At 45.3% G+C, this 19,300-nt stretch carries 15 protein-coding genes and 1 pseudogene; 13 read left to right on the top strand and 3 right to left on the bottom strand.

Translation table 11 applies throughout. The annotated features are described in order from the left end of the window. Positions 1 to 71 precede the first annotated feature (71 nt). Genes ACH19P_RS08895 through bamE form a run of 5 tightly spaced genes read left to right on the top strand, consistent with a single transcriptional unit; the run spans position 72 to position 6,624 of the window. Entirely contained in the window at positions 72 to 1,109 is a 1,038-nt protein-coding gene (locus tag ACH19P_RS08895; protein WP_462158230.1) for an agmatine deiminase family protein, read from the top strand. A 2-nt stretch (positions 1,110 to 1,111) separates the two neighbouring features. Beyond that, on the top strand, positions 1,112 to 2,005 hold the full coding sequence (locus ACH19P_RS08890) for a carbon-nitrogen hydrolase (protein WP_462158229.1): 894 nt from the start codon (positions 1,112 to 1,114) through the stop codon (positions 2,003 to 2,005). Between the two features lie 13 nt (positions 2,006 to 2,018). Further along, positions 2,019 to 5,492, top strand: coding sequence for a transcription-repair coupling factor (gene mfd, locus ACH19P_RS08885; protein WP_462158228.1), 3,474 nt, complete (start codon positions 2,019 to 2,021; stop codon positions 5,490 to 5,492). Further along, positions 5,492 to 6,358, top strand: a complete 867-nt coding sequence (locus ACH19P_RS08880; protein ID WP_462158227.1) for a CsiV family protein — start codon at positions 5,492 to 5,494, stop codon at positions 6,356 to 6,358. The genes mfd and ACH19P_RS08880 overlap by 1 nt, the downstream gene beginning before the upstream one ends. A 14-nt stretch (positions 6,359 to 6,372) precedes the next feature. Then, positions 6,373 to 6,624 carry an outer membrane protein assembly factor BamE domain-containing protein gene (gene bamE, locus ACH19P_RS08875; protein ID WP_462158226.1) on the top strand — a complete coding sequence of 84 codons (252 nt, stop codon included), beginning with the start codon at positions 6,373 to 6,375 and terminating at the stop codon, positions 6,622 to 6,624. Between the two features lie 78 nt (positions 6,625 to 6,702). On the opposite strand, the pseudogene ACH19P_RS08870 reads toward bamE, so the two are convergent. From ACH19P_RS08870 to ACH19P_RS08860, 3 genes and pseudogenes are all read right to left on the bottom strand, one after another. Further along, positions 6,703 to 8,069, bottom strand: a pseudogene (locus ACH19P_RS08870) (hypothetical protein). A gap of 120 nt (positions 8,070 to 8,189) precedes the next feature. Beyond that, a complete protein-coding gene (locus ACH19P_RS08865) occupies positions 8,190 to 10,883 on the bottom strand; it encodes a TonB-dependent receptor (protein ID WP_462158225.1) in 2,694 nt (897 codons plus the stop codon). A 617-nt stretch (positions 10,884 to 11,500) separates the two neighbouring features. After that, positions 11,501 to 11,944 carry a hypothetical protein gene (locus ACH19P_RS08860; RefSeq protein ID WP_462158224.1) on the bottom strand — a complete coding sequence of 148 codons (444 nt, stop codon included), beginning with the start codon at positions 11,942 to 11,944 and terminating at the stop codon, positions 11,501 to 11,503. A 314-nt stretch (positions 11,945 to 12,258) separates the two neighbouring features. On the opposite strand from ACH19P_RS08860, the gene ccoN reads away from it, so the two are divergent. The 8 genes from ccoN to ACH19P_RS08820 all read left to right on the top strand — a co-directional run bounded on the left by ccoN (position 12,259) and on the right by ACH19P_RS08820 (position 19,295). Beyond that, a complete protein-coding gene (gene ccoN / locus ACH19P_RS08855) occupies positions 12,259 to 13,692 on the top strand; it encodes a cytochrome-c oxidase, cbb3-type subunit I (protein ID WP_347391879.1) in 1,434 nt (477 codons plus the stop codon). 11 nt (positions 13,693 to 13,703) lie between these two features. Continuing rightward, complete coding sequence (ccoO, locus tag ACH19P_RS08850) at positions 13,704 to 14,324, top strand: cytochrome-c oxidase, cbb3-type subunit II (RefSeq protein ID WP_462158223.1); 621 nt, start codon at positions 13,704 to 13,706, stop codon at positions 14,322 to 14,324. A gap of 5 nt (positions 14,325 to 14,329) precedes the next feature. Beyond that, positions 14,330 to 14,515 carry a cbb3-type cytochrome oxidase subunit 3 gene (locus ACH19P_RS08845; RefSeq protein ID WP_347391877.1) on the top strand — a complete coding sequence of 62 codons (186 nt, stop codon included), beginning with the start codon at positions 14,330 to 14,332 and terminating at the stop codon, positions 14,513 to 14,515. Beyond that, entirely contained in the window at positions 14,512 to 15,480 is a 969-nt protein-coding gene (ccoP, locus tag ACH19P_RS08840; RefSeq protein ID WP_462158222.1) for a cytochrome-c oxidase, cbb3-type subunit III, read from the top strand. The genes ACH19P_RS08845 and ccoP overlap by 4 nt, the downstream gene beginning before the upstream one ends. 113 nt (positions 15,481 to 15,593) lie before the next feature. Continuing rightward, the gene (locus ACH19P_RS08835; protein WP_462158221.1) at positions 15,594 to 16,088 is read left to right on the top strand and encodes a FixH family protein; all 495 of its coding nucleotides are present in this window, start codon (positions 15,594 to 15,596) and stop codon (positions 16,086 to 16,088) included. Next, positions 16,089 to 18,467, top strand: coding sequence for a heavy metal translocating P-type ATPase (locus tag ACH19P_RS08830; RefSeq protein ID WP_462158220.1), 2,379 nt, complete (start codon positions 16,089 to 16,091; stop codon positions 18,465 to 18,467). Next, the gene (gene ccoS, locus ACH19P_RS08825; RefSeq protein ID WP_347391873.1) at positions 18,464 to 18,637 is read left to right on the top strand and encodes a cbb3-type cytochrome oxidase assembly protein CcoS; all 174 of its coding nucleotides are present in this window, start codon (positions 18,464 to 18,466) and stop codon (positions 18,635 to 18,637) included. The genes ACH19P_RS08830 and ccoS overlap by 4 nt, the downstream gene beginning before the upstream one ends. Further along, a complete protein-coding gene (locus ACH19P_RS08820) occupies positions 18,624 to 19,295 on the top strand; it encodes a sulfite exporter TauE/SafE family protein (protein WP_462159332.1) in 672 nt (223 codons plus the stop codon). Before ccoS ends, ACH19P_RS08820 begins: the two co-directional genes overlap by 14 nt. The last annotated feature ends 5 nt before the right edge of the window (positions 19,296 to 19,300 follow it).

The following is a 19,300-nucleotide window of genomic DNA, read 5'->3' as shown; positions in this document are numbered from 1 at the left end:
GCAGGCATATTTAGCTGACATTCAATTCATAAATGCTAAACTAGCGGCTTGTTTTTCAGTGATTATCTGCGATGACTTTTAGATTACTTCCAGAGTGGCATCAACAAGATGCCGTGATGCTAACATGGCCTCACAAAGACACCGATTGGGCGCCTAATTTAAGTGCTGTTGAAGACGTTTACGTTGAATTAAGCCAGCATATTAGCAAACGCCAAAAGCTTGTTATCGTTGCCGACAATGAAGCGCTTAAACACGCAATCAAAGAGCGCTTAGCGAAACACGAAGCAAATTTAGACAACATCATTTTTGTAGATGCACCGTGTAACGATACATGGGCAAGAGACCATGGCCCACTGACTTTAAGTGACGGTGAGCAACTAAAAGCCCTCGATTGCCAATTCACGGCGTGGGGCGGTAAATACCAAGCAGATAAAGACAACGCCATAAACGGCCATTTGTTCGCCCAAGCATTAAACAAACGTGCCCTCACGGCGCAAAGTGACTTTATTCTTGAAGGTGGTGCCATTGAAATCAATGAGCATGGGGTTTTGTTAAGTACACGTGCCTGCGTTCACAACAAAAATCGTAATAATGAACTCAGTGCTGCCGAGATTGACGCAACACTGGCATCCTTGTTGGGTGCTGAAAAAATCTTGTGGTTGAATCACGGTTATCTTGCAGGTGACGACACTGATTCTCATATCGACACTTTAGTGCGTTTTGCACCAAACAACACGCTCGTGTATGTACGTTGTGATGATCCAGACGATGAGCACTACCACGAACTTGGTAGAATGGCCGAGGAGTTGGTTACACTTCGCGGCACACAAGATGAAGCCTATGAGCTTATCGCCTTGCCTTGGCCAAAAGCGGTGTTTAATGATGAAGGTGACCGCCTTCCTGCAACGTATGCCAACTATTTGATTATCAATGATGCTGTTCTAGTGCCTACTTACAATGACGAACATGATCACGTTGCGTTAAAGCAAGTAGCCAAGGCCTACCCAGGACGCGAAATCATCGGTGTTGATTGCCGTGCACTTATTGAACAATTTGGTAGTTTACATTGTATCACCATGCAGTTGCCTCACGGTTTTTTGGAGAATTAATCATGTCTGCAAACACATCCCTTCCAGTTGCATTAGTGCAGCAAAAAAATACAGACGATCGCGAATACAACCTCGCAAATTCAATTAAGGGCATTCGTGATGCCGTGGCCAAGGGGGCGAAACTGGTTGTGTTGCAGGAGCTACACACTGGCTTGTACTTTTGCCAAAGTGAAGATGTGAATCAATTTGATTTGGCAGAGACAATCCCTGGGCCAAGCACCGACACGCTGGGCGCATTGGCAAAAGAATTAAATATTGTGATCGTGGCATCATTATTCGAGCGCCGCGCTGCTGGTTTGTACCACAATACCGCTGTTGTGCTGGAGTGTGACGGCAGCATTGCCGGTAAATACCGTAAGATGCACATTCCAGATGACCCTGGATTTTATGAGAAATTTTACTTCACTCCAGGCGATATTGGCTTTGAACCAATCAAAACCTCAGTGGGTACGTTGGGCGTTTTGGTATGTTGGGATCAATGGTTCCCTGAAGCGGCTCGCCTTATGGCAACCAAGGGCGCAGAAATCCTGATTTACCCAACCGCTATCGGCTGGGATCCTAATGATGATGCTGATGAACAAGCTCGCCAACAAGATGCGTGGGTGATTTCGCAACGTGCACACGCTGTGGCGAATGGCGTGTACGTGATCAGTGCTAACCGCACCGGCTTTGAAGCCGATCCAACAGGTCACAGCGCTGGGATTCAGTTCTGGGGCCATTCATTTATTGCCGGTCCACAAGGTGAATTTCTGGCAAAGGCAAGCAATGATGAAGTGGAAGTGCTAAGCGCGACGCTTGATTTAGCACGAGGTGAAAATGTACGCAGAATTTGGCCGTACCTACGTGACCGTCGTATCGACCACTACGGTGATTTAACTAAACTTTATCGCGATTAAAACGGAGAGTTCCATGCAGTTAGCGCAGTTCCTTGAATTGCCTTGGGTAAAGACGCAACAAGATAAAATTAAGTGGGGCCAACTGAGCGGCAGTGCAATGACACTCGCCGTTGGCGAGGCAGTTAACCAGCATCAACAACTGGTTGTGTTGGTCACGCCCGATACCCCAAGCGCACTCAAGCTTGAACATGAACTTCATGCGCTACTGCCGCGTAAAGATGTGATGGTGTTTCCTGACTGGGAAACACTGCCATATGATCACTTCTCCCCGCATCAAGACATCGTCTCCACACGTTTAAGTACCCTGAGTCGCTTAAAAGATTCGCAACACGGCGTACTCATCGTCCCTGTGGCCACGCTGATGTTACGCGCCGCACCTAAGCAATTTATCTATGGTAATGCCATTGTTTACAGTGTTGGCGACACGCTCAATATCGATAAACTGCGTAAACAGCTTGATGACGCGGGTTACATTCACACCCAGCAAGTTATGGCGCATGGCGAGTATGCTGTGCGCGGCTCTGTTGTCGACTTATTTGCCATGGGACAAAATGCCCCGGTGAGATTTGACTTGTTCGATGACGAAATCGACACAATGAGTCACTTCGACGTTGATAGCCAACGTTCCACTGACAAAATCGAGCAAATCAATCTGCTACCCGCCCATGAATTTGGCACTACAGATACAGACATTGAGCGCTTTCGTATTCAATATCGTGAAGTCTTTGGCGCATCCAGCGAACAAGATTCGATTTATATGCAGGTGAGCAAAGGCTCTTTACCTCCGGGTATCGAGTATTATTTACCGCTGTTTTTTGACACCCTCGACACGCTATTTGATTACCTGCCGCAAGATGCCGTGTTTATGAATATCGGTGACTTACAACACAGCGCCCAGCGCTTTTTGGATGACGTACATACACGTTATGAAAATCGCCGAGTTGACCCTTTACGACCACTACTGGAACCCAATCGCCTTTATTTACCAATCGAAGAGCTTAACAGCCACTTCAAGCATTATCCGCGTATTGAATTGTCGCAAGCGACCTTGCCAACCAAGGCCGGACACCACAATCTTGCCTGCGAGTTACTGCCAGAGGTGCGCATTGACCATGCGAAGCAACCACCATTTGATGCGTTTTTGGCGTATGCGTTGGAGCAAAAGCAACAACATGCGCGAATCGTTCTCAGTGTTGAGTCTGATGGTCGCCGAGAAGCTTTGTTAACCTTGCTCAAACCCAGTGGTTTGAAAATTACGCAGTTTGACAACCTCGACCAAGTCCTCGGCGGTTCCGCGGATATCGGTCTCATCGTTGCGCCATTTGAACAAAGCGTGGTGTTAACAGCCAAAGGACGCGTGAGCCTTATCACCGAGCAAGAGTTACTCGGTATTCGTGTTTCACAGCGTCGGCGTAGGAAGCACAAACACCAAGCAAGTAGCGATGCCCTCATTCGTAACCTAGCTGAGCTTAAAGAGGGCCAGCCGATTGTGCATTTGGATCATGGTGTCGGTCGCTACATCGGCTTGGAAACACTTGATGCTGCGGGCGTCGCCACCGAGTTTGTCACCATTATGTACGCCAACGAGGCGAAACTTTATGTGCCAGTGGCGGCACTGCACATGCTCAGCCGCTACTCGGGGGCGGAAGAAGCAAGCGCACCACTGCACAAGTTAGGCTCTGACGCGTGGGAAAAAGCGAAAAAACGCGCTGCAGAAAAAGTTAGGGATGTAGCCGCAGAGCTACTCGATATCTATGCCAAACGCCAAGCAAAACCGGGTTATAAATTTGCCATGGATGATGCGGGTTATCGCCAGTTTAGCGACCATTTTGTGTTTGAAGAAACGGAAGACCAGCAAAACGCGATTAATGCTGTACTCTTTGATATGCAAAGTAAAAACGCCATGGATCGTTTGGTGTGTGGTGATGTCGGCTTCGGTAAAACAGAAGTTGCTATGCGTGCTGCGTATGTGGCTGTGGCTGATGGCAAGCAGGTAGCAGTACTGGTGCCTACCACCCTGCTCGCGCAACAACATTTTGAAAACTTCCGCGACCGTTTTGCTGATTTCCCAGTGACTGTAGATGTGCTATCTCGATTTAAATCAACCAAAGAGCAAAATCAGACGCTGGCACAAATTAAGGAAGGCCAAGTCGATATCGTCATTGGTACGCATAAACTTCTTCAAGAAAATATCGAATTTTCTGATTTAGGCCTGCTTATCGTCGATGAGGAACACCGCTTTGGGGTGCGCCAAAAAGAGAAGATAAAATCGCTGCGCGCAGACGTCGATATCCTTACGCTCACCGCGACCCCGATTCCACGTACCTTGAATATGGCCATGAGTGGCATGCGCGATTTATCCATCATCGCCACACCGCCAGCAAAGCGTCTCGCGGTGAAAACCTTCGTGCGCCAACGTGACGACGACATGATCCGTGAAGCCGTGTTGCGTGAAATCAAACGCGGGGGTCAAGTATACTTCTTACATAACAATGTTGAGACCATTGAGCGCACAGCTGAAGATATTCGTGCGATAGTACCTGAAGCAACCGTTGCTGTGGCCCATGGGCAGATGCGTGAACGAGATCTTGAAAGTTTGATGAGTGATTTTTATCATCAACGATTCAACGTTTTGGTGTGTACTACGATTATCGAAACCGGTATCGACATCCCCAGTGCCAACACCATCATCATGGACAGAGCAGACAGACTTGGCCTTGCACAGCTCCACCAGTTGCGTGGTCGAGTTGGCCGAAGCCATCACCAAGCCTATGCCTACTTACTAACGCCTGGGCCTAAGGCAATGTCCAAAGATGCTCAAAAACGCCTTGAAGCCATTGAATCTCTTGAAGATTTAGGTGCAGGCTTTACCCTTGCAACGCACGACCTTGAAATTCGTGGAGCCGGTGAATTGCTCGGTGACGAGCAAAGCGGACAAATCCAAACAATCGGCTTTAGCATGTATATGGACATGCTTGAACAAGCTGTTGAAGCACTCAAAAATGGCCAAGAGCCCACGCTTGATAAACTGCTGAAATCACACACAGAGGTCGACCTCAAGTTACCTGCCCTACTACCTAATGATTACATCAATGATGTCAATCTTCGCCTTGGGCTGTACAAACGAATTGCCAGCGCCAATGATTTTGAAACATTGGATGAACTCCAAGTCGAATTGATAGACCGCTTTGGGCTGTTACCCGATGCCACCAAACACCTTTTTGCACTACAACAATTGAAAATTAGGGCCGGAGCGATTGGCATCGCTAAAATCGAAGCGAACCCTAAGGGTGGCTACTTTGAATTTAGTGAAACCACGAAAGTCAGTCCTATGTTTATTATCGGGCTTATTCAAGCAGACCCACAACACTATAGAATGGAAGGCGCGAATCGGTTACGCTTTATGATAAGTGAAGCCAATGGAAAAGAGCGCTTGAAACTCGTGACTGCAATGATCAAAGAATTCGAAACCAAGGTAGGAAGTTAATGATAAGAACAATATTAGTCATGTTGGCAGCAGCAATGAGTTGCAACAGTTACGCCGATGGACGATGGTTTGAGATTGAAGTGATCGTGTTCAATCAACCTGCTGATGGTTCCACAGAAACATTACGTAATGAAGAGACGGATTTAAGCAAATACGACTATACAAAAGATTTGCTGACCTCCGCTTATTTATCAACTTACACAGAACGTTGTTTAAATGGAGAAATCACGGCGCCAAAAACAGAGTCATCAGGTATTTTCTCGGACAATACAATTCCTCACTCAAACACCTGTGACTTCTCCGTGTCTGATTTAGCACAACAATCGCGTTTACCAATAGAAGTTAACGTGCCAGAGCAAGAACACACCGATGCTCCTTATCTACTCAGCCCGAGTCAATTGCAATTCACCGATAAACGCGCCGAACTCGCTCGCAATGGTAGAAAAGTAATACTTCATACGGGGTGGCGATTCCCAGGCGAATCAAAGCGTAACGCGCCAAGTTACCGACTTTTTGGCGGCAATTCAGTCGCTCTCAGCGCGCAGCCTGATGACGCACTAGAATCAAATGTGTCTGAACAAACCAATGAATTTAGTGTTGCTGATGTATTTAATTCTCAAAATACCTTTTTTGAAAACAAACAAACCACGTATAATCCTGTGTGGGAGCTCGATGGTTTCTTGAAGGTGCATCTAAACCACTATTTGTACATTACATCAAACCTAATCACTCGGCACTCTGGAGACACAGATACAGAGGTTAGCGCTGAGTTTTCTCAATTTCGTCGTGTAATTTCAGGCGAAATCCACTATTTTGACCACCCGCAAATAGGCATGCTGGTGCAAATTAGACGGTTTAACCACTAACGGAATAATAAAATATGAAAAAGTCACTATTTATTGGAATTGCTGCGGCACTTACTTTAACTGCTTGTTCTAAAGTTACTTTAGAAAACTATCAACAGCTGGAAGTCGGCATGGACCGAACAGAAGTTGAAGCGTTACTAGGCAGCCCTTCAGCATGTGAAGAAAAAACCCTTCATACTAACTGCGTATGGGGATCAGACAGCAAGAATATCCAAGTAACGTTAGTGTCGGACAAAGTTACGCTCTATTCTGAAAAAGGTTTATAACCAAACAAAAGGGTAAGCTCTGTGCTTACCCTTTTGTTTATGTGTACACCGATTCGAGTCCTTAGCTTCACCAAAAGCCTACAACTGTTGCACTTCGCCTATTGGCTCCAAAGCCACAATTTGTGAACGATTAAGCGTGATTTTGTAGCGCTGTGCACTTTTAACACCTGCTGTTGTATGACTCACTAATACAACGTTAATTTGATAGCGTCGCTCCACACTGTGTTTACGTATTTTTTTACCTGTGTACTCATAAACCCTTCCTTCACCCTTGCGCAGATAACGAACCATAGGCGCCATACTGATGCTATTGGTCTGATTCAGAGCGTCGTATCCAGGTAAAAAGGCATTCACAGACACCTCATTATCAAACATTAAATGCAACCACTGAGCGGCCTGTTTATTTTGTTGTCGGCGCTTAGAGAATATTGCAGCTATATCTTTTGGTATTCTCCTCGGGAGATATACTCAAGCCATATTTTTTCTTTTGCTACTCGAGTACGCGTAGTGGCATTAGAATAAACGTGTTGCCACTTTGCGCGCCCACGAATAATTCTCCGCCAAATAAAACGTGTAATATCTTCTTTAAATATTTCCCGCAATCCATAAATCGTACCCAGCAAGGCAACAAGCCCTATGGTAACTTGCGTGAAATTAGTGCGCGCATTGAGCACTAAAACCATCACAAAAGCCATAATAACGGCAGTGACTAATCCTTTTACAAAGCGTTTTAATACGCTATTGAGGTTTTTACTGTCTTTCTTTAGCACTACACCATATTCGATAAGGCGTTGTAATAAGTGCATTTTATTAGCAAGGCGATTCGGATCTTCCAATGTGGATGATGAGTTATAACGTTTGTTTTGGCGATGGGTACTTTCACTTTCGCAAAATTGTAATAGCTGAGTGCGCTCGAGCGAAAAACTTGTCGATTTAGGTGCCTTGTCGAGTAAACGCAATATGCCTTGCTCTATATGCCAGCTTAAAAAGTTATCGGCATTTTGGTAGAAAGATAATAGCTTCTCTTGTTTTGGTTTATAACGACGCAACCGCTTTAATAATCGCTGCGCTTCATGCATTAACGCTAAAGCACGAATATAAAATTCGTCATCGGCTTTTATTTGTTGCGCTTCTGCTATATCAGCATCCATCGCCAAGCGCACTTGATAACAATACAAATTAAGATTCTGGCGATATTCTTGTTCGTTGCCACGTACTTTGCTCACGTAACGACTGCGTACTAAAGGTAAGTGGATACCGCTAGCATTGTAAGCCAATCGACTTTTTATATGGTTAAAGTAAAAGTGTTCTTCAGATAATGTATTTGGGTTAATTCCCATCTCGTTGGGAATGCAAAAGTACATTTCAGTGCGGGTGTGAGATTTGGGTAAGAGAGACTGGCTCAATGCCAATCGTAAGCCTTCGTCTATTTTGAGCGTGGCAATTTCGTGCAAAAATGATGTCCTATATTTTGTTGATAATAAAAGTATAACTCATTCGTTGCGATAAAAAAAAAAGCCCATCAGTAAACTGATGGGCTTTTAACACTTTTGCTAAAGCATAACTTAGAACTTAACGTTCACGCCTGCGAAGAAGCGACGACCAAGTACATCGTATGTGTACGGGTCAGTGTTTGAGTCGTTGTTACCTGAGTAGTAAGGAGGCTGCTTGTCGAACAAGTTGTTCACACCACCAGTCAATGACACTGCGTCATTGATGATGTAAGAGCCGCTTAGGTCATGGTAAACAACGCTTGGCGTTGTAGGAGCAAGACAGCTAGTTTTGCCGATACAGTTGTAGCTATCCATACCTGCGATGTAACGCGCTTGGTACTGTGCATCCCACTTCTCGCCAGCAACATTTAGCGTGAAGTTAGACTTGATATCAGCGTAACCACCGATACCAGCTGTGATAAGACCTGAGTAATCAGTTGTGTTGTCTAGTACAGTTACTACGTACTCATCTAGGTAAGTAGTATCAAGACCTGCTCTCCAGTTTAGGCCAGCAGCTTCGAATGTGTATGATAAGTTGATATCAACACCTGAAGTTTGCTCAGCACCAATGTTTTGAAGCTGGTTGTTGAACTTGATACGGCCTGTTGTGTCCATGCTGATGTTAGCTGATTGACATAGAACTGAACCTGAGTTTGCTGAAGTAGCAAGACACTGGTCAACAATGTACTGCTCGTTTACAGAAGCAATCGCGTTCTCGATTTCGATGTCGTAGTAGTCAACTGTCATGCTGAAACCTTCAAACCACTCTGGCTCGTATACGATACCAGCAGTGAACGTGTCAGCTTCTTCTGGAGTAAGAAGTTGGTTACCACCAACAGTTACTTCTGCTTGGTCTTGTGCACCAGGGAAAGTAACTTGCTCGAATGATGGTGAGTTACCTGAGTAAAGCTCATCAACAGTTGGCGCACGGAACGCAGTTGACACTACGCTACGGAACATTAGTTCGTCGTTTGCTTTCCAAGTAAGACCTACTTTCCACGTCTCGTCTGAACCGAATGTGCTGTAGTCAAATGCACGGATTGCAGCGCTTAGGTCTACGTTTTGTGCAAATGGCGCGTCAGCTAGTAGAGGAATTGCGAATTCTACATATGCTTCGTTTACGTCGAAGCCGCCTGATGTAGGTTCAACTTTAGGGTCGTTTGCAAGACCTTGAGCTGTTAGTGAATCAGGAATGTACCATGCTTTTTCTTGACGACGCTCGATACCTACCGCGAAACCTGCATAACCAGCTGGCATTTCGAACATTTCACCAGATAGTGAAGCTGCAAGAATGAATAGTTGGCTACCACCTGAGTTTTGTTCAGTGTATAGGTACTCTTGCATGTTGTCGTACTGCCAAGAAGACTGAGCTACTGGATTGAAGTTACCAGCAGTAATTGCATCTTGGATTGAACCCATGTTGTGTAGGTTTTCAAGGCGGTCTACAGAGTCGTTACGACCGAAGTTTGCAGATACGTCCCATGCGTAGTCGCCTACGAAACCTTCAACACCGATAACTGCACGTACTGTATCAACAGTTTGTGAGAAGTTACGAGTACCAGTGTCAGTCATACGACGACCGTATGAGATTGCATCACCGTAAGCGTAGTTTACAGTTTCAGTTTGAACGAAGTTGCCATCAGCATCTAGATCAACGTAACCGTCACCATCTACGTCAACACCTCGGTCATAAGTTTGGCTCAATAGTGAAGAGTCCATGCCGTCAGTGTATGTGAAATCGAACCATACAGGCTGTGGAGCCATCTGCTGCTCTGACCAACGCTTAGTGTACGTGAATTCAGAGAACAAGTTTGTATTGTTGTTGATTTCGAAGTTAGCAAGACCAGTTAGGTTGATACGCTCCATTGGAGTGAATAGGTAACTAGTTTCTGCGTAGTTGTAACGATCAGCGTTAGTGAAACGGTGATAATCGCCGCCTAGACCTGAAATACCGCCGTCAACAGCAAGACCCGTTGTTGATTCTTCACCGTCAACAAGTACTTTACCTGTGTTAGCGTTCCAGATGTGGCCGCCTGCAGAGTATGCAGAACCCGCACAGTAAAGGCCGTTTGCACCTTCAGCTAGAGGACATTTTGAGAATTCACGGTCTGCTTGAGAAGCATCGCCACGGTCAGTGTACTGAAGACCAATAACTACGTTACCACGGTCAAAAGAACTACCAAGAGTGATGTCGAATGAACTTTCTTCTGCATCACCTTCGCCAGACATTGCCGTGTTAACGTTCATGTCTAGACCTTCGAAATCATCTTTAAGGATGATGTTAACAACACCTGCAACAGCGTCAGTACCGTAAACAGCTGATGCGCCGTCTTTAAGTACTTCAACCTGTTTGATCATAGAAACAGGGATAGTGTTAAGGTCAACTGTTGCTGCTGCACCAGTACCTGAGTTGATCATACGACGGCCGTTAACTAGTACAAGCGTACGCTGAGCACCAAGACCACGAAGGTCGATACGCGCGTTACCGCCAGAACCGTTATTGATACCAGGGTTGGTCATCGCACCGCCAGTGGCAGTCATTTTTTGTAGAACGCTGTCGATACTTGTTGCGCCCATCGCTTTGATGTCGTCTGCACCGATCAAAGTTACTGGGCTTGCAGTTTCCATGTCTGCACGCTTGATGCGTGAACCAGTTACTTGAATTTTTTCAATCGCTTCAGCTGAAGAATCTGCAGCGATTGCTTGAACACTTGAGAACATAGGCAATGCTGCTAATACAGCTAGCCCTAGTTGTGTCTTTTTCATAATAAACCCTACTTGTTGAATTTTTACCCTATTTAGGTAGGTATGCAGGTCATTTTTATATGAAGCTTCTGCATAACGAGCAGCAACTTAGGCGGAATTAACTGAATGAAAACTGAATGGTAGATTAAAATTAAAACACCACATAGCTTCACTGAATATATAGCTGAGCTATGTAAATAAATGTAATAAATGTATCTGTCTGCAACACGCATAAATAGCGACTATGGAAACATAAAATGTCACACAAATTGATACATGAAACCATAGTGTCGATATTTGTAATCAAACGTAATCAAGCGTTAGAGGATTTACTTAAACTAAAATTTACAACTTATACACAGGCGGTTAGTGATACATTTAAAAATACACAGGATAAATTAATAGGTTATGGCTGTGTCGATGTTCACACCACGGAAAAGAAACACGAAGTTGAGATTAATTAATAATCAATTTGATGAATTTATATTCGGCACTGTGCACCGAATACTCTTTGAGGTAATTGAGCTCTAAACAGAGCAAAAGAACAAAACGAACATGCGTATGTGCAGCCCCCCCTGCGGGTAGTCTGCTATTCAAATTAGGCGTGTGTTAGTTAATACACTGCAAATGAAGGATGTTTATAGAGGGTGCGTAACAGTAATAGGGTAAATATAATGGGAAAGGATACCTTCTTGGACAACATCAACATCTAGATGCCAAATCATCGTCGGCTCGGAGCAAGCACCCACCATGATTTGAGCAACCCATTTAGTTTGAGATTGCTTTTCAAACACCACTGGAATTGAGCCCATATACATCGTCACTCCGCTCATGCTCGCGCTAACTACTTGCGCTCCCTCTGCTATCGATATCGACACGAAGAAAGGTGACTCTGGATGAATTGTTTGTCTACTCAGAGCAAACTCTGCATTTTCATCATGTTGAGGGTAGTAACTGCAACACGCATCGACCATATTATCGTCTATACTCATGGCTGCGTCGTCACATGCAGTTAGCAAAAACGCCGCTGTTAAATAAGGTAAGGATTTAACGGCCAAGCGAGTATGTTTGAAATGTAACATGTTTGATTATTGAGCGTTTAGTGAACGTCGATCTTAACGGATGGCTGGATAGCTGGCTAGGCATTAGTTAAAAAATCTCCAACTTCGGCTGATAATTTGATTGAAGTCATTATTTTAGCCATTTGCGCTATCTTTTTAAGGTCAAAAATTTTATCATTTCGACCGCAAATAATAAGAGTGTATGGAGTTTGCTTTCTGAAACGCTTAGTCATATGAGAGTTTTAGGTAGCCGGCTTTTACACCATCAGTAGGCCCTATTCGCAAGGATAGGTATTTCATTTCTAATCGCATAATAATGCAGCGGAAACCTGACAATGAGCCAAACAGTAGCATCACAAACTGAGTACAACTATAAAGTTGTTCGCCAATTCGCTATTATGACAGTGATTTGGGGCATCGTTGGCATGAGTGTTGGTGTTTTGATTGCTGCCCAGCTAGCCTGGCCAGCATTGAACTTCGATACCCCATGGCTAACTTACTCTCGACTACGTCCGTTACACACGAACGCAGTTATCTTCGCATTCGGTACTAGTGCCTTATTTGCAACGTCTTACTACGTTGTACAGCGCACCTGCCAAACGCGCCTTTTCTCCGATAAACTTGCAGCATTCACCTTCTGGGGCTGGCAGCTTGTTATCGTTTTAGCAGCTATTACTCTGCCTATGGGTATCACTACCTCAAAAGAATATGCAGAGCTAGAGTGGCCAATCGATATCTTAATCGCCGTCGTATGGGTTTCTTACGCTGTAGTATTCTTTGGCACATTGATTAAACGTAAAGTGTCGCACATCTACGTAGCAAACTGGTTCTACGCGGGCTTCATCATTACCGTTGCTGTTCTGCACATTGTAAACAGCATGGCGGTGCCTGTATCGATGACCAAGTCTTACTCTATCTACGCGGGCGCGGTTGATGCGATGGTTCAGTGGTGGTATGGCCACAACGCGGTAGGTTTCCTACTTACAGCGGGTTTCCTTGGGATGATGTACTACTTCGTACCGAAACAAGCAGGTCGTCCGGTTTATTCATACCGTTTATCAGTCGTTCACTTCTGGGCGCTTGTTTCTCTTTATATCTGGGCTGGTCCTCACCACCTACACTACACAGCTCTACCTGACTGGACTCAGTCACTAGGTATGGTTATGTCAGTGATTCTATTCGTACCTTCTTGGGGTGGTATGATCAACGGTATCATGACGCTATCTGGCGCATGGCACAAACTACGTACTGATCCAGTACTTCGTTTCCTAGTTGTATCACTGTCTTTCTACGGTATGTCTACGTTCGAAGGCCCGATGATGGCTATCAAGTCAGTAAATGCGCTTTCACACTACACTGACTGGACTGTGGGTCACGTACACTCAGGTGCACTAGGTTGGGTTGCAATGATTTCTATCGGTGCGACATACCACTTAATCCCTGCACTATTCGGTCACAGCCGTATGTACAGCGTTAAACTTGTTAACACACACTTCTGGTTACACACAGTGGGTGTTGTTCTGTACATCGTAGCTATGTGGATTTCTGGTGTTATGCAAGGTCTAATGTGGCGTGCAGTAAACGAAGACGGTACGTTAATGTACAGCTTCGTACAGTCACTAGAAGCTTCACATCCTTTCTATATCATGCGTTTCCTAGGCGGTGTATTCATCGTAGCGGGTATGCTTGTAATGGCTTACAACACCTATCGCACTATTGCAGCTAAAAAAGGCTCAATTGCTGACGATGCACAAGCACAAGTAGCGTAAGGAGTAGGATGATGAGTAATAATAACTCTACTAACAAACACGAAATTGTTGAAAAGAACGTTGGCCTAATGGCTATTCTAACTGTGTTCGCTATTAGCTTCGGTGCACTTGTGGAAATCACACCTTTGATGTTCCAAAAAGACACCACTGAGCCAGTAGACGGCTTACGCCCACTTACAGCGTTAGAACTTGAAGGTCGCGACATCTATGTGCGCGAAGGTTGTTATAACTGTCACTCACAAATGATTCGTCCTTTCCGTGACGAAGTTGAGCGTTACGGCCACTACTCTGTAGCGGGTGAAAGCGTATGGGATCACCCATTCCAGTGGGGTTCTAAGCGTACAGGTCCTGACCTAGCTCGTGTTGGCGAACGTTATTCTGACGATTGGCATTACGCTCACTTAATGGACCCACGTGCAGTGGTTCCAGAGTCAAACATGCCAGCTTTTCCTTGGTTGGATGAAAACGTACTTGATGGCGAGTTAACTGCTAAGAAAATGGAAGTCTTCCGCGACTTCGGCGTACCTTACACGGATGAACAAATCCAAGGCGCCCAAGAGTCGGTTAAAGGTAAGACTGAAATGCAAGCGCTTATCGCTTACTTGCAGCAACTTGGTACACACTTGAAGTAATTATTATGGATTACGGCACATTCAGAGGCATTTTGACTCTGGTAATAATGGTACTTTTTATCGTGATTGTGTTGTGGGCTTTTAGTAAGCGTAGCAAAAAGCGCTTCGACGATGCCGCAAACGCAGTGTTTGAAGACGAAAATAAACACCAAAACACAATCACTAATGAGGAAAAGGAGTCTGAGAAATGACTAGCTTTTGGAGTATTTGGGTCATCGTCTTAACTTTGGCCTGTCTAGTTCTAATCTTCGGCCTACTAATGTGGAACTTAAAGAACTACGTTGGTGTTAAAGAAGGCGAGAGCTGTGGCCACGAGTTCGATGGCATTGAAGAAGTTAACAACCCACTACCTAAGTGGTGGACATACATGTTCCTAGCAACGTTTGTTTGGGCTGTATACTACCTTGCCATGTATCCTGGCTTAGGTAACTTTGAAGGGTTTTTAAAATGGAAGAGCTCTAACCAAGGTGTAACATCTTTGGAAGAGTCTAAAAAAGCAGTTGAAGACATGCATGCAAACGGTTACCGCATCCAATTAGATGGCGAGTACCGCGCGGCAGACGAAAAGTTTGGTCCAATCTTTGAGTCATTTGCGAAGCGTGACGTGCTAGACCTAGCGTCAGACGAACAAGCGCTTGAAATTGGTCAACGTTTGTTCCTGCAAAACTGTGCGCAATGTCACGGCTCAGATGCACGTGGTGGTGATGGCTTCCCTAACCTAACTGATAAAGACTGGTTGTACGGTGGTACACCAGACAAAATCAAGGAAACATTACTTCATGGTCGTATCGCGGCGATGCCTAGCTGGGAAGCTGCTTTAGGCGACCAAGGTATCAAAGAGATGACAGCTTATGTACTAAGTTTATCTGGTCGTACTGTTAACCAACGTGATGCCGAAGCAGGTAAAGCTAAGTTTGCGATGTGTGCAGCGTGTCACGGTATGGATGGTAAAGGTTCACTGGCTCACAACCTACCATTCGGTGCACCTAACCTAACTGATAACACGTGGTTATACGGCAGTGGTTCAGCTCGTGCGGTTGAAGAAACGCTACGTAATGGACGTGCTGGTGTGATGCCAGCGTGGAAAGACATCTTAGGTGAAGACAAAGTTCACCTACTGACTGCGTACGTTTACAGCCTGTCTCAAGACAAGTAATCGCTCGATATTAATCGAAATCAAAAAAGCCTCCTATTTGGAGGCTTTTTTTTAGGTTTTTGTTCCTCAATGCCGTAAAATGTCGCCCACACTACGGCAATTTAATTGGTATTATGAACGCAACTCCCTGGTATAAGCAGTTTTGGCCCTGGTTTCTTCTCTTCTTTCCTTTGGCAACTATCATTGCCTGTGTCGGTTTAATCACCTTAGCCGTGGGCAATGGCCCAGACATGGTCGTCGACGACTATTACAAAAAAGGTAAAGCCATCAATCTCGAACTGACCAAATTCGATAAAGCGAAAGCGCTGTATCTACACGGCGACTTAGATATTTCCGACGAGCGAATTACGTTTACATTCACTAAAGGCGATGCGTCTGCAGTTGCAGCCCTAAACATTGGCTTATATCACCGTACCATCAGCGACAAAGACATCGCATTTCGCTTAACTAAAAATGCCCGCGGACAGTTCACTACCCTGCTTGATCAGCCTGTGCCTGTGGGAGCATATACCGTATTCATTACTCCGTTTGATGACACATGGAAGTTAAAAGAAAACATTCAGCTTCCGCTTTCTAGTCTGGTAAAAGTGAGTCCTGAGTATAAATAAATGAGCAATAAGCAGTGCTTTCATTGTTTGGAGCCAGTCCCTACTGGCTTCAATGAAATTGTAGAATTTAACAACAACGCGCAACCCGTATGCTGCATCGGCTGCCAAGCGGTCGCTGAAACTATCATTGCTCAAGGCATGAGCGACTACTACAAATATCGCACCGAATCCGCTGGCAAGGTACAGCAACTCGTTCCTGAACAACTCGCATTAATCAAAAGTTACGACAACGAGACGATCCAGCAAGAATTTATCTCCCACCATGGCGAAGACAAAGAAGTGTTGCTGAGCGTTGAAGGGATCAGTTGCGCTGCGTGTGCTTGGCTCATTGAAAAGCAGCTCCTCGCTCATGCAGGCGTTAAACGTGTTGATGTAAATACTTCCACGCATCGCGCCATGATTGTCTGGGATGACGCACAGGTTAAACTCAGTGCACTTATTCAAAGTTTGGCAGAAATAGGCTACAAGAGCTATCCATTCCAAGCGGACAACGAAGCAGCGCAAAAGCAAGTCCAAGCAAAAAGTTTCATCCGTCGTTTGGGTGTTGCCGGCTTGATGACTATGCAGGTCATGATGTTTGCATTTGCCATGTACTTTGGCATGTTTTCGGGGATGGAAGAGGGATTTGAGGAATACTTCAGATGGATCAGTCTCACCCTCGCAACACCTGTGATTTTCTACTCAGCACTGCCCTTTCTAAGTAACGCCATAACAGGGCTAAAAGCCAAGCAGTTAAACATGGATGTGCCCGTGTCTTTGGCTATTTTCGGCGCCTACTTTGCAAGTTGTTATGCCACGCTGACAGGTACCGGCGAGGTATATTTTGAATCCATTTGTATGTTTACCTTTTTGTTATTACTCGGTAAGTATTTGGAATTCAGAGCCCGCCTAAAAGCGAGTGAATTTACTGCAAACTTACAACAACTGCTGCCACTCACTGCTCGCGTGGTGAACGATGGCGAAGAGCAGCTGATCAGCGCTAAATTACTAAAACTTGACGATGTGGTGCGGATCAAAGCGGGAGAAACAATCGCAGCAGACGGTGAAGTGATTGAGGGTCGCTCAAGCGTTGATGAATCAATGATGACGGGTGAACACCACCCAGTTGGCAAAGTCGTTGGCTCACAAGTTCATGCCGGCACAGTCAACCATGATGGCGTACTCACTATACGTGTTAACAAAGTTGGCCAGAATACCTTAGTAAATCAAATTATTCGCCTACAACATAACGCGTTGAGTAAACGCCCACGCATCGCACAAATCACCGACAAAGTCGCGCAGTGGTTCGTTGCCTGCTTATTAGTTTTTGCATCTATTACCGCCCTGTCCTGGTATCAAATTGACCCAGAGCATGCATTCTGGATCACCATAGCTGTGCTTGTGGCTACCTGTCCTTGTGCGCTGAGTTTGGCGATCCCTACCGCGCTTACATGTGCTGTTGCGAATCTCACTAAACGCGGCGTACTGATCAAAGAAGCACACGTACTGGAGACAGCAACCAAACTCACCACCGTTGGTTTTGATAAAACTGGGACCTTGACACTCGGTCGCTTCGCTATCAGTAACAAAGAACTGCTCAATGATGACTTTGACATCGAGCAAATGACCAGCCTTGCTGCAAGTCTAGAGCGCTACTCGGAACACCCTATCGCCAAAGCATTTTCGAATATCACGCAAATTCATCCATTGCCTGAGAATGTCGAAGTGATCACAGGGTTTGGCGTTATTGGTACGTGGCAAAATCACACTGTACACATTGGCAAAGCAAATTGGTTTGCCAATGATTTGAACCTCAATGCCCAAGCTGTTTTATTTATCGATGAAAAGCCTGTCTGTGCGTTCTATTTGCAAGACCAAGTTCGCGACCATGCCCAAGAACTCCAAACATCGTTACACTCTCAAGGTCTAAAACGCATCATGTTAACGGGCGATCCGTCTCAGGCTGGTGAAAAGCTTGCTGGAGAACTCTCACTTGATGCGTGTCACACCGCGCTGCTTCCTCAGGACAAACTCCACTTGATGCAACAGTGGCATGACCAAGGTGAAGTGTGTGCCATGGTCGGTGATGGTGTTAATGACAGCCCAGTATTTAACGCTGCACACTTGTCAATCGCCATGGACAGTGGCGCTGATATTTCAAAGAACACAGCCGATGTGGTCCTCCTTAACAGCGATTTACGCTCCGTATCGCAGTTGATCATCGTAGCCAAACAAACTCGTCGTATCATTCGCCAAAACTTAGCGTTATCCTTATGCTATAACGGTGCAATTTTACCATTGGCAGCAATGGGTTGGGTCGCACCTTGGATGGCGGTAATTGGTATGTCTGCCAGTTCTATCATCGTTATTACGAATTCATTAAGGTTGTTACGCATATGAGTATCATCTTTGTTCTGATCCCAATTGCTATTTTGTTTGTGCTGATAGCCATTGGCATCTTTTTTTGGGCAGTACGTAGCGAGCAGTTTTCTGATTTAGAAAAGCAAGGACACAGCATTCTCTTTGAAGATGACAAAGAGGAACATGACAAGAGCAATGAACGAGATTAATTTTGTCGCTGCCTTGTTAATGGGTCTAGCTGGTAGTGGGCATTGCGTTGCCATGTGTGGAGGTATTGCTGGTAGTTTCCAACTCGCCAGTAAAGAGCTCTCTCCTATTGGTGGTGCCTTTGCATATAATATTGGTCGTCTAAGCAGTTATGTCGCTGCGGGCGCGTTGGTGGGCGGTCTCAGTGCCGTTTTCGCCAAGCAAAGTACAATGATCAGCCAAATTTTAAGTGTTGTCAGCGCAGTGTTTATGGTGCTGGTAGGACTATACGTCATGCGGGTTTTCAATACCCTAGCTAAAGTAGAGAAGCTCGGAAACTGGGCTATCTGGCGACACTTAGTAAAACTAAATAAGCACGTAATGCCAGTCAACTCCTACCCCAAAGCTCTGCTATACGGCGCTTTATGGGGTTGGTTACCATGTGGGCTTGTATACAGTGCATTAACGTGGTCTATATTAAGCCAAAGTGCTGCTCAAGGTGCCCTATTTATGGCATTATTCGCTGTGGGAACGATGCCGGCATTGCTCGCTTTAGGACTGGGTGTCAATGCAGTTAAACGTACGATGAACTATCCATGGGTCAGGCTTGTGCTCGGCAATCTATTACTTTGGTATGGTCTGTATAGTTTAGTTATTGCAACTGTATCCCTAAACACGTAGATTTA

Source organism: Pseudoalteromonas sp. GB56 (assembly GCF_054923835.1).
The sequence above is the reverse complement of the archived record's forward strand: the minus strand, read 5'-3'. Positions and strand labels throughout refer to the sequence as shown.